9 protein-coding genes are annotated in these 12,185 nt (G+C 66.4%); 2 read left to right on the top strand and 7 right to left on the bottom strand.

What is annotated here, in order from left to right:
• The 7 genes from QZ332_RS11390 to QZ332_RS11360 all read right to left on the bottom strand — a co-directional run.
• On the bottom strand, window positions 1–980 hold a 980-nt coding region (locus QZ332_RS11390; protein ID WP_295765476.1), incomplete at its 3' end, for an exo-alpha-sialidase.
• A gap of 111 nt (window positions 981–1,091) precedes the next feature.
• Window positions 1,092–3,068 carry a TRAP transporter fused permease subunit gene (locus QZ332_RS11385; protein WP_295765474.1) on the bottom strand — a complete coding sequence of 659 codons (1,977 nt, stop codon included), beginning with the start codon at window positions 3,066–3,068 and terminating at the stop codon, window positions 1,092–1,094.
• A gap of 122 nt (window positions 3,069–3,190) precedes the next feature.
• Window positions 3,191–4,279 carry a TAXI family TRAP transporter solute-binding subunit gene (locus QZ332_RS11380; protein WP_295765472.1) on the bottom strand — a complete coding sequence of 363 codons (1,089 nt, stop codon included), beginning with the start codon at window positions 4,277–4,279 and terminating at the stop codon, window positions 3,191–3,193.
• 70 nt (window positions 4,280–4,349) lie between these two features.
• A complete protein-coding gene (pdxA, locus tag QZ332_RS11375) occupies window positions 4,350–5,429 on the bottom strand; it encodes a 4-hydroxythreonine-4-phosphate dehydrogenase PdxA (RefSeq protein ID WP_295765470.1) in 1,080 nt (359 codons plus the stop codon).
• A 35-nt stretch (window positions 5,430–5,464) separates the two neighbouring features.
• Complete coding sequence (gene dapA, locus QZ332_RS11370; protein ID WP_295765468.1) at window positions 5,465–6,376, bottom strand: 4-hydroxy-tetrahydrodipicolinate synthase; 912 nt, start codon at window positions 6,374–6,376, stop codon at window positions 5,465–5,467.
• Window positions 6,377–6,404: 28 nt separating this feature from the next.
• Complete coding sequence (locus tag QZ332_RS11365) at window positions 6,405–7,559, bottom strand: iron-containing alcohol dehydrogenase (RefSeq protein ID WP_295765465.1); 1,155 nt, start codon at window positions 7,557–7,559, stop codon at window positions 6,405–6,407.
• Complete coding sequence (locus QZ332_RS11360; protein ID WP_295765463.1) at window positions 7,553–8,824, bottom strand: four-carbon acid sugar kinase family protein; 1,272 nt, start codon at window positions 8,822–8,824, stop codon at window positions 7,553–7,555. The genes QZ332_RS11365 and QZ332_RS11360 overlap by 7 nt, the downstream gene beginning before the upstream one ends.
• A 243-nt stretch (window positions 8,825–9,067) precedes the next feature.
• Between QZ332_RS11360 and QZ332_RS11355 the strand changes: the two genes are divergently transcribed.
• Together QZ332_RS11355 and QZ332_RS11350 are read left to right on the top strand one after the other, a co-directional pair.
• Complete coding sequence (locus QZ332_RS11355) at window positions 9,068–10,852, top strand: sigma-54-dependent transcriptional regulator (RefSeq protein WP_295765460.1); 1,785 nt, start codon at window positions 9,068–9,070, stop codon at window positions 10,850–10,852.
• Window positions 10,853–11,134: 282 nt separating this feature from the next.
• Window positions 11,135–12,185: MBL fold metallo-hydrolase (locus QZ332_RS11350; protein WP_295765458.1), on the top strand; the 1,051-nt coding region annotated here is incomplete at its 3' end.

Below are 12,185 nucleotides of genomic sequence, written 5' to 3'. Positions count from 1 at the left end.
GTCTTGTTCTCGTCGCCCATGAAGCCCTCGCCCCGCTCCATCCAGCGGATCAGGGGGAAGGTCCGGCCGCCGTCCTCGCTGAGGGCCACGGCCACGGGGCACCGCAGGCCGGGCCAGGCCGCCTTGCCGGGGACGGGCTCCGGGGTGCAGGTGGGGTTGCAGGCCACGGCGATCCGGCCGCTCTGGAGCCGGATGGCGCTGATGCTGGAGTTGTTGTTGGGCAGGGGCGTGGGCTGGGGCTCCGACCAGGTGTCCCCCCAGTCGAAGGACTCGCTGCGGTAGATGTTCGCCGCCTCCCGGTCCCGCATGAAGGCCACCAGATGGCCCCCCTCCAGCTCCACCACGTTGGCGTGGACCCGGCCGCGGCTGTTCGGCATATCCACCTGCCGCCAGGTCGCCCCCTGGTCCTCGGAGATCTGGAAGACGGTGGGGTCGCCGGACAGGCCGTCCACGGAATCGGTGCACAGCCAGTTGGCGAAGATCCAGCGGCCGTTGGAGAGCACTTGGATCGCCTGGCGGCAGAAGGTGCCCTCCCGGGGGAACATGGTCTCATAGGGGCCCCAGGTCGCTCCGCCGTCCGTGCTCTTCTGGACGCGGACCTGGGAGGTGAACTGCATGTTGTCCTTCCCCGCCTCCCGGTCCTTCTGGGCGGTGTACATGGCCCAGACCGCCCCGTCGGGGCCGTTGAACAGGGAGGGGTTCTGCTCGCTGCGGGCAGGGTCGCCGGAGATATCCACGGGCTCCGTCCAGCGGTCCGCGCCCTTGGGCAGGCGGGCGCAGACGATGTGCACGTCGGCGCTGCCCTCATAGGTGCCCGCGAACCAGCAGCACAGCAGGTCGCCGCCGGGCAGCTCCAGCGTGGCGGGAGAGTGGCAGGTGGGGTGGACGCCGGGGGGGATGACGGCCTCCACGGTGCCCATTTCCAGGTTCTCATACAGGACGCCGTCGGGGGTCAGGCCGGGCAGGACGGGATATTTCATGGGTCTCATCCTTTCAAACGTGATAGTGTGCGGGGAAGGGCACGGGCGGGACGGCGGGGCCGTCCCGCCCGGCTCCGCAGGGGGAGTCCTCGGTACAGGCAGGGGCGGCGGTCAGGCCGCGGCCTTCTTCTTCCGGGCGGTGTTCAGGAACAGCAGCACCGCGCCCAGGACGATGCCGATGACGGAGGTGACGATCTCCGGGCTGATGAGGCAGATCGCCGCCACGAAGAGCAGCACCCGCTCCACGACGTTCAGGTCGATGTTGAAGTAACCGGCGACCTCCACCGCCAGGAAGAAGGTGCCGCACAGCAGCATGGCCGCGCCCAGGGCGATCTCCATGACGCTGCCCTCCAGCAGGATGGCCGGGTTGTACACGAACACGAACGGGACCAGGAAGCCCACCATAGCGAAGGTGAAGCCCTTCAGGCCCGTCTTCATGGCGTTGGCGTCGGCGATGCCCGCGGCGGTATAGGACGCCACGCACACGGGAGGCGTGATCTGCGCCATGATGCCGTAGTAGAACACGAACATGTTGGCGCAGAGGTTGGCGGTGGCGTCGGCCATGCCCCCGGCGATCAGGATCGGGCGGATGCAGGGCACGAACAAGATCACGCCCACCAGGTAAGCGGCCACGGTCGGCAGGGCCATGCCCAGCAGCATGCAGCCCACCATGCCGATCAGCAGGGCCAGGAACAGGTTCTCGGTGCCCAGGCCGCTGATGACGGCGGAGAGGTTGGTGGCCAGGGCCGTCTGGCCGGTGACCACGTTGATGATGATGCCGCAGGCGGCGGTGGGGATGGCGATCTCGGCGGCCTGCTTCGCGCCGTCCATGCAGCACGCCCAGATGCCCTTCAGCCCCACGAAGTCCTTCCGCTCGCCCACGAAATAGCTGATCACGTCGCAGGCCAGGCAGGCGAAGATGCCCATGGTGCCGGCGCGCATCAGGGAGGCGCCCATGATGATGAAGGCGACCAGGATGGCGGCGGGCAGCAGCAGGTAGAGGCGGGGGAGGATCTTGCGCTCCACCTGGATGGTGGTGTCCACCTTGCCGTCCAGGCGGCTGGCCCGCTTGGCGGCCAGCCGGTCCACCAGGACGAACACGGCGAAGTAGTACGCCACGGCTGGGATGATGGCGGAAGCGGCGACCTTGCCGTAGGAGATGCCCAGCATCTCCGCCATGATGAACGCGCCGACGCCCATGATGGGCGGCATGACCTGTCCGCCGGTGGAGGCCACGGCCTCGATGGCGCCGGCCTCCTCGGGCTCATAGCCCACTTTCTTCATCATGGGGATGGTCATGACGCCGGTGGTGGCCACGTTGGCCACGGCGGAGCCGGAGATCATGCCCATGAGGCCGGAGGAGATGACCGCCGCCTTGGCGGGGCCGCCGGAGCCCTTGTTGGACGCCTTCATGCCGATGTCGATCAGCAGCTGGCCTCCGCCGAAGGCGGAGAAGAAGGCGCCGAAGACGATGAAGTAGAACAGGCTGTTCGCCGAGGTCTGGAGCGGGGAGCCGAAGATGCCGGAGGTGCTCATGGTCATGCCCTCGGTGAACTGCTTGAGCATGGCGGCCATGGGCTTGCCCCGGGTGTAGAGGATGCCGGGCAGATACTGCGCGGTCCAGGCGTAGACGATGAACAGCAGGATGAATCCAAAGAGGATGCCGCCCAGGGTGCGGCGGACGGCCTCCAGCAGCAGCACGGCGGTGATCGCCATGAAGGCGATGTCGATGCCGTCCACCGGGCTGATGAAGAGCACATGGTCCACCAGGGACTGGTAGCGGGTCAGGACGTAGTAAAGCTGGAAGACGATGCAGCCCACCACCAGGACGTCGATCCAGCGGGACCAGGCGAACTTATCCAGCTCCTGCTCCGTGGCGTCGCCGCCCTTCGCCTTCTGGAGCTTCTTGCGGTATTTCTTGTCAGGGGGATTGTAGAGATAGACCAGCGCCAGGGCGAAGAGCAGGTGCAGGGGCGCCTGGAGCATGGTGGGCAGCTGCTTGATCAGTGCCAGATACATCTGGAACAGGAAGAACACCACTGTCAGCGCGATCGCCGCAGCCTGGCGCCATTCGAGTTTCTTTCCCATCGTTCGATATCCCTCCTCAGGTTCTGTGGGTGTTGTGTAGAGAAGCCGCCGGGGGACGAGGGGGATCCTCGTCCCCCGGCGGCAGGCGGGTCTCGCTTCAGGCCCTCGGGCCGGGGAGCGGCTCAGCCGTGGGCGTAGCCCATCTCCTCGTAGTAGGCGGCGGCGCCGGGATGCAGGGGCACGCCGGTGAGGGTCAGGGTGCCGGCGGTGGCGGGATCGAAGTAGCTCATGGCCGCCACGGCGCTGGCCAGGTCGTCCTTGTTCTCGCAGACGGCCTTCGCCATGTGGTAAGCCACGGCATAGTCCAGGTTCGTCGGGACCAAGATCACCTGCTGAGAGCCGACGGTCTTGATCTCCTCGGTCTGGCCGTTCCAGGTGTTGGCGTCGACGGTGACGTAGTCATAGCCCATCTCCACCATCTTCTTCATGGTCTCCTCGCCCAGCTGGACATCGTACATGTCGTGGGTCAGGCACAGCTCGGAGGTGTTGGCCTGGCCGGCGCCGATGTGGTCGATGGTCATGTCGTACAGGTCGTCCTGCAGGCCGCTCTTGATGGCGTCGCCGCCGGTCTTCTCGACCACGCCGCCCCAGGAGGCCACGTCCTCCAGGGTCACGCCCAGGGCCTCGAAGACCTTCTCGGCGGCCAGCTCACCGAAGGTGCCGTTGGTCTTGATGACCAGCTTCACGGGGTACTTCTGGGCCACCAGGTCCTCCACGGTGGTGATGCCGGTGGCGTCGACGAACTTCTGGGTGAACATGACGTTGACGAAGTCATGGCCCAGGCCGCCGGCGATGGCGCAGATGTCGGGGGTGGGGCCGTTGCCCAGGATGCCCTCTTCCATGCTCCACTTGGCGGGGGCGGAGTTGGACATGACGATGTCGCACTGCGCGCCGCCGTTGACGATGATGGGGGCGCCCACGCCGCCGGGGGAGGTGGTGGTGATGCTGATGTTGGCGCCGGGGATCTCCTTGACGATGGCGGTCTGGATGGCGGCGGCGTAGTTATAGGCCGCGGTGCCGACTTCCTGGGCCGCGAAGGTCAGGTCCACGCTGCCGGAGATCTCGGTGCTCTGCGTGCCGCTGCCGGCGTCACCGGACTGGGAGCCGCCGTCGGCGGGAGGGGCGCTCTGGCTCCCGCTGTCCCCGCCGCCGCAGGCGGCCAGGCTCAGCACCATCGCGAGGGTCAGGATGAGAGCAAATACTTTCTTCATGATCGTTCTTCCTTTCAAATTTTTATGACACGATCCTTTACCGGCGGTGCCGGGTAAAGACAAACGGGAGTCACCCCTCCGCCTTGGCGTTGGCCATGCGGATGCCGTAGTCCATGGCGTTGACCAGGCTCAGCTCGTTGGCGTGGCCGTCTCCGGCGTGGCCGAAGCCGGTGCCATGGTCCACGGAGGCGCGGATGATGGGCAGGCCCAGGGTGACGTTCACGCCGGCCACGGCGTCCCAGTGGCCCTCGGCCTTGTTGTAGACGAAGCCCTTGACCTTCAGGGGGATGTGGCCCTGGTCGTGGTACATGACGACCACGATGTCATACCAGCCGCCCAGCGCCTTGGAAAAGACGGTGTCCGGCGGGGTGGGCTTCTTCTCGGGGATGACGATCCCCTCGGCCATGGCGGCGTCGATGGCGGGCTGGATCTCCTCGATCTCCTCCCGGCCGAACATGCCGTTCTCCCCGCAGTGGGGGTTCAGGCCCGCCACGGCGATCTTGGGCTCCTTGATGCCGATGGCCTTGCAGCCCTCGTTGGCGATCCGGATCACGTCCAGGACCCGGTCCTTCTTCACCCGGTCGCAGGCCTCCCGGAGGGAGACGTGGGTGGAGACGTGGACCACGCGCAGCTCCTCGTGGGCCAGCATCATGGTGTACTTGCTGGTCTTCGTATAGTCGGCGTAGATCTCCGTGTGGCCGCTGTAGTGGTGGTCCGCCATGTTGATGGCCTCTTTGCTCAGGGCGTTGGTGACGGTGGCGTCCACCTCGCCGGCCATGGCCAGCTCGATAACTTTCTTCACGTACTGGAAGGCCGCCTCGCCGCCCAGGGCGGTGGCGCCCAGCCCGAAGGGCTTGGGATCGTCCGGGTCGCCGGGGATGTCCGACGCCTTCAGCAGCCCCAGGTCGTACACGTCGATGACGCCGTATTCGTACTCCGCCTCACTGACGGCCCGGATGCCCCGGATCTTCATCTCGATACCGGAGACCTTCTTGGCGGCCCTGGCGGCGTACTCCATGGCGGACACGTCGCCGACGACCAGGGGGCGGCAGCGGTCATAGACCGACTTGTCCGCCAGGGCCTTGACGGTGATCTCGGGGCCGTTGCCAAAGGGATCGCCCATGGTGATGCCCAGGATCGGTTTGTTCATATCGACTCCTCCTTAAAATCCTCCGCTGAGCGGGCTCAGCAGATGCCTTTCTCCTCGTTCTCCTTCAGGACGGCCTTCAGCTCCTCGATCCCCTCGTCGCACAGGTAGTTGAAGGGCCTGCGGCAGTCGCCCACGGGATAGCCCAGCAGGGCCACGCCCTTTTTGATGATGGTGTTGGGGTTGCCGTACTTGAACACCCGCTGGAGGGAGGCGATGGCGTCCTGCGCCGCCTGGGCCTCCTCCAGCTCCCCCGCCACGAAGTGGTCGTAGATGGAGGCGATGGTCTTGGGCCACAGGTTGGCCCGGCCGGCCACGCCGCCGGCGCCGCCCTCTTTCAGGCAGGTCAGGATGTTGCCGTCGTTCCCGGCCAGGACGGCGAAGTCCTTGCCCACGTCCCGGGTCTCCCGGATGTAGGCCCTCAGGTTCTCCAGGTCGCCGCTGGAGTCCTTGGCGCCCAGGATCACGTCCACGTCCTTCGCCAGCTTGGCCACGGTCTCCGGCAGCAGCTTGTTGCCCGTCCGGGCGGGGATGTTGTAGAGCACGATGGGGATGCTCACATGCTTGGCCACCTCGCAGTAGTGGTCATAGAGCTCCTTCTGGCTGGCCAGGGCGAAGCTGGGGGTGATGATGGACAGCACGTCCGCGCCCATCTCCTCGGCCCGCTTGCTCATGTAGATGGTGTCCCGGGTGGAGATGCAGCCGGTGCCGGCGTAGATGGGGATGCGTCCCTTCACCTGGTCGATCGTGGCCTCCAGGATCTCCTCCTTCTCCTTCAGGCTGAGGATGTACGCCTCGCCGTTGGTGCCGAAGGGGAAGATGCCGTGGACGCCGCCGGCGATCTGCCGCTCGATCTGGTTGCGGAGCTCGGGGATAGCGACGCTCTCGTCCCTAGGGTCCATGGGGGTGACGACGGGGGGGATGATGCCCTTGATCTCGACCTGCTTCATGTTCGTACGCTCCTTATTCAAAATTCCTTCACAGGACTTCCTGATAGATCTTCCGGGCGTCGTCCGCCGTGACCTGGCGCATATTGTTCACCAGCAGGCGGGTGACCTCCATGCCGGAGGCGACCAGGGCCTCCAGATCCTCCTTGGGCACGCCGAACTCCGTCAGGCTGGTGGGGATGTCCAGGTGCTTGACGATGCCCTCCAGCCGGGCGATGACGGCGGCGCTCTTCTCCTCCTCCGTCCCGGCGCCGCCCCGGAGGCAGCGGTCGTACGCCTTGGCCAGCAGGGGGCGGCAGGCGGGCTCGTTGAACCGCATGACCGGGGCCAGCAGGATGGCGTTGGACACGCCGTGGGCGATGTGGTACTTGCCGCCCAGGGGATAGCTCAGGGCGTGGACGGCGGTGGTGCCGGAGGCGGTGATGGCCACGCCCGCGTAGAAGCTGGCCAGGAGCATGGTGTTCTTGGCGTCCATGGCCTCGGGATCGTCGCAGGCCCGCTCGATGTTGTTCAAGATCATGTCCAGGGCCTGGAGGGCGAAGACGTCGCTGAAGGGGTTGGCCTTGTTGCTGGTGAAGCACTCGATCGCGTGGGCCAGGGCGTCCACGCCGGTGGCGGCGGCGATCTTCCGGGGCAGCCGCTTGATCATCATGGCGTCCAGGATGACGTAGTCCGCGATCATCTCCGTGTTGACGATGCCCACCTTGAGCTGCTTCTCCGGCACGGCCACGATGGCGTTGGGCGTGGCCTCGGAGCCGGTGCCGGCGGTGGTGGGGATCATCAGGGCCTTCATGCACTTCTTGGCCCGGCCGGGCTCGTCCAGCAGCTCCTTGATGCCGTACTCGTCCGTCATCAGGATGCTGGCCAGCTTGGCGGTGTCCATGACGCTGCCGCCGCCCACGGCCATGATGAAGTCCGCGCCGCACGCCTTGCACTGGTCCACCAGCTTCTGGGCCTCCATGTAGGAGGGCTCCGCCGGCAGATCGTCCAAGATCACGGTCTCCACGCCGGTCTTTCGGACCTCCGCCATGGGCAGGTCCAGCAGTCCCGCGCCCTCGATGCCCTTGTCGGTGAAGACCACCAGGCGCTCCACGCCGTTGGCGGCGAAGATCTCCGGGATCCTGCCCAGGGCGCCCTCACCGCTGTAGACGGCGTGGGGCATCTTCAGTTCATACTTCGTCAGCATATGACATCCTCCTCTTGCTCTCCGGCGCCGATGGACCGGGCCAGCCTGATGAACAGGTCCGGCCCGCCAAAGCCCCCGGATTTTGAAATGATATGATGCGTCTTCCCGCGGTACACGAAATCCGTCAGCACCGCCCCGGTATCCAGCTCGCACACCGGCATCAGCTCCGCCACGCCCACGGCCCGGGTCAAGGCCATCAGCGTGTCGCCGCCGGTGCAGAGGATGGTGGCGTCCAGCCCCCCGTCCAGCAGGCGCCGGACCAGATGGCCCAGCTGGTCCGAGATGCGGACCCGGAGGTCCTCGGTGGTCAGCCCCCGCTCCCCGGCGTAGTCCGCCGTGTCCCCGCAGCCGGCGGGGTCGTTCACGTCCAGGATGAACCGCCGCTCCCGCCGCGCCGTCTCCAGCCAGGAGGCCGTCACGGCCGCGCACTCCGGCGTCTCCAGCCAGGCCGGCTCCAGCTTCTGGACCGGGCGCAGATGGACGTGGGGGAAGCCCGCCGCCTCCGCCGTCTCCATCTGCCGCAGGGTCACCGGGTTCACGCTGCCGCAGGCCACGAAGAGGGACGGCTCCAGATACGGCAGTCCCGGCGGCGTGCCCTCCAGCTCCAGCAGGTCCGCCAGCACGGAGGCGAAGCCCGCGCACCCGGCGCACAGGGCCGCGCCCCCCCGGCCGAGCCTCCGGCCGATGTCCCGCAGGTCCTCCTCGGTCTCCGCGTCATAGACCTGGATGCCGGGGCGGGGCTCCGGCGCCTCCTCCCCCAGCCGGTGGAGCACCACCGGCGCCTCCGTCTGGGCCCCCAGGATCTCCGATACGGACGAGGCGGTCACCGGCTCGAAGGGATCTTCCCCGAAGACGCTCTGAGCCACGGGCACGCCGTCTATGTAGTGCACGCCGTCCCGGGTGACCCGGCCCATCTTCGGCAGGGCCGGCAGGAACGCCAGGCTCTCCGCCCCGGCGGCGTCCAGCACCGCGGCCAGCTCCGCGCCGATGTTGCCCCGGAGGGCGGAATCCGTCTTCTTGTAGATATGGCTGAACCCCGCGCCCAAGGCGCTCTCCACGGCCCGGTACACCGTCCGGTAGGCCGCCTCCGGCTCCAGGTGCCGGGTCTCCGCGTCCAGGACCAGGACCTGTACGTCCTCTTTCGTCTGGGAAAGGTCGTAGGCCGGGTCCGTCACCACGCAGGTCTTCGCCCCCCGGACCGCGAACTGGACGCCGGCATCCAGGGACCCTGTGAAGTCATCCGCGATCATCAAAAGCCTTACCATGCAGCACTTCCTATCCGTCTATTTTTGAAACACTTATTTTGCATGAGCGTCATCTCCGGCAATTTACTCAAAAAACACATTGCATCTCCGTTCCTTTGAGGTCATTCTATAAAGATCTTTCCATGTGCGCAACCTTTTTCCTCCTTCAAATCGTTTATTTTTGAAACACGTCGAAAAAGGCTTGCAGGATTTTTGTGCGTTTGGTATAATGTGTTCAAAATTTAAACGCATTTGGAGGGCTTCATGGAAACGCAGATCCGTGTCCTGGGCATCGCCCCCTATGAGGGGATGAAGGCCCTGATGAGCAACCTGGCGGAGGGATACCCCCAGATGGACCTGACCTTGTTCGTGGGCGACCGGGAGCTGGGCCTGGAGATCGCCCGGGCCAATTTCCACGGGAACTACGACGTGGTCATCTCCCGCGGCGACACCGCCTCCATGCTCCGGCGGGACCTGAGCCTGCCGGTGGTGGAGATCGAGATGACCATGTACGACCTGCTCTGCGCCCTGAAGCTGGCCGGCCCCCTGGACGGGCAGACCGCCCTCATCGCCGCCCCCAACATCGCCGAGAGCGCCCGGCGGCTGTGCGAGGTCATGGGCAGGGGCATGGAGATCCATACCTACGCCTCCCCCGGCCAGGTGGAGCCCATCCTGCTGGAGCTCCAGAGCAGGCACTGCCGGACCGTCCTGTGCGACACCCTGGCCAACACCACCGCCAAGCGCCTGGGGATGGACTCCTTCCTGCTCACCTCCTCCGTGGAGAGCATCCGCAACGCCTTCGACCAGGCCATGCTGATCTGCGGCAGCCAGCAGAGGCTGCGGGACGAGAACCGGTTCCTCCGGGAGCTGATCCAGGGCCAGATCAGCCAGACGGTGGTCTTCGACCAGGCCGGGAGCCTCTTCCTCTCCTCGCTGAACGACCCGGTGCCGGAGCTGCTGGAGCTGCTGCGGCGGGAGCTGCCGGAGTCCCAGAAGGGCCTGGAGCGGCGGATCGTCCGCAACCTGGGCGGGATGCTGTACTCCATCCGGGCCCGGCAGATCGGCTCCGGCAGGCAGTCCTACACGGCCTTTTTCGTAGACGCCCGGAAGACCCCCCTCTCCCCCAACCAGGTGGGCATCCAGTTCGCCACCCGGCCGGAGGCGGAGAACGCCTTCTATGACAGCATCTTCAGCTTCGCCGGGACCATCGGGGACTTCCAGGAGGAGATCGCCCGCATCAACCAGAGCAGCGCCCCGGTGATGGTCACCGGCGAGGACGGCACCGGGAAGGAGTCCATGGTGGGGGCGCTGTACATGCGCAGCGTCCTGCGGAACAACCCGCTGGTGACCATCCACTGCAGCATGCTCAACGACCGGAGCTGGACCTTCCTGATGGAGCACCACAGCTCCCCCCTTTCCGACGAGGGAAACACCCTCTACTTCGCCAGCATCGACATCCTCTCGCCGGAGCGGCGCCGGCAGCTTCTGGCCGTCCTGGAGGAGATGGCCGTCTGCCGGAGGAACCGGGTGATCTTCTCCTGCGTCTGCCAGCCGGGGGAGTACATCTCCGCCGTGGGGTCCCTCTTCCTGGATAAGCTCTGCTGCCTCTCCCTCTACCTGCCGCCCCTGCGGCAGATGGCGGAGCGCATCCCCAACCTGGTGAACCTGTCCCTGAGCTATCTCAACGCCGACCTGCCCCGGAAGATCCTCAGCGTGGAGCCGGAGGCCATGGACGCGCTGCAAAGCTTCCAGTGGCCCCACAACTACACCCAGTTCCGCCGGGTCCTGGGGGAACTGGCGGTCACGGCGCCGGGGCAGACCATCACCTCGGACAGCGTCCGCCAGCTCCTGCGCAAGGAGCGGCACGTGGGAGCCTTCGCCCTCCGGGCGGAGAACACCGCCGTCCCCCTGGACCTGGGCCGGACCCTGGAGGAGATCAACCAGGACGTGGCCCTCCGGGTGCTGGAGGAGACCGGCGGCAACCAGACCGCCGCGGCGAAGCGGCTGGGCATCAGCCGGACCACGCTGTGGCGGCTCCTGAAGCGGTGAGCGGCGGCCCTGTCCCTCCCATTATAAGGAGACCGCGCCGGCAAAGCCGTCGTTCCCTGTCGACAGGCCCGTCCCCTCTCCTCCCCTCCCCCGGGAGGGCGCCCCTCCCGAGGCAAGGCGGCGCCGGGGGACGGGGCCGGATGGGCCCGCACCTCCCGGCGCCGCCGGGCATTTCCGCCAAATCCGGCAAAACCTTTCGATCCTTCCTTGTATATTCCGTCAAGGTATGCTATCATATCTTTACAAAGACCAGACACAGACCGCGAGAAGGAGGACCTCACTATGAAGCTCAGTTTCTACGGCGCGGACCAATGCGTCACCGGCAGCTGTCACTGCCTGGAGATCAACGGCAAACGCATCCTGATCGACTGCGGACTGCAGCAGGGCCGGGACGAGGTGTCCAACGGCGAATTCCCCTTCGCCGCCAACACCATCGACTTCGTGCTGGTGACCCACGCCCACATCGACCACTCCGGCCGGATCCCCATGCTCGTCAAGCAGGGCTTCCAGGGCCGCATCCTCACCACCCGCCTCACCGCCCAGCTCCTGGAGATCATGCTGCTGGACTCCGCCCACATCCAGGAGCAGGACGCCGAGTGGAAGAACCGCAAGGGCGAGCGTTCCGGCGCCCCCAGGACCGAGCCCCTCTACACCGTGGAGGACGCGGAGCGGGTCATGGAGCACATGACCACCTGTGAATACGGCCAGTTCATCCAGCTTTGCGAGGGCGTGGAGGTGGAGTTCACCGACGCCGGGCACCTGCTGGGCTCCTCCTTCATCATCATGGACCTGACGGAGGGCGGGATCAAGAAGAGCATCGTCTTCTCCGGCGACATCGGCAACGTGGACCAGCCCGTCATCCGCGATCCGGTGCAGATCTCCGGTGCGGACTACGTGGTGATGGAGTCCACCTACGGCGACCGGAACCATCCGGAGAGCTGGTCCTATACGGACGACCTGGCCCGCATCATCGACGACACCATGGCCCGGGGCGGCAACGTCATCATCCCCTCCTTCGCCGTGGGCCGGACCCAGGAGCTGCTCTACTTCATCCGGGAGATCAAGGAGAAGCACATGGTCGCCTCCTGCCCGGATTTCCCGGTGTACATCGACTCCCCCCTGGCCAAGAAGGCCACGAGCATCTTCGACAGCGACCTCCGGGGCTACATGGACCACGACGCGGTGTGGCTGGTGCGCCGGGGCACGGACATGTTCCGCTTCCCCAACCTCCATGCCACGGAGTCCAGCGAGGAGTCCAAGGCCCTCAACGAGGACCGGACCCCCAAGGTCATCATCTCCGCCTCCGGCATGTGCGACGCGGGCCGCATCCGCC

Origin of the sequence: uncultured Oscillibacter sp. (assembly GCF_910584465.1) — a bacterium.
GTDB lineage: Bacteria > Bacillota > Clostridia > Oscillospirales > Oscillospiraceae > Oscillibacter.
Note: the sequence above shows the minus strand (reverse complement) of the source record. Positions and strands in the feature narration are given on the sequence as shown.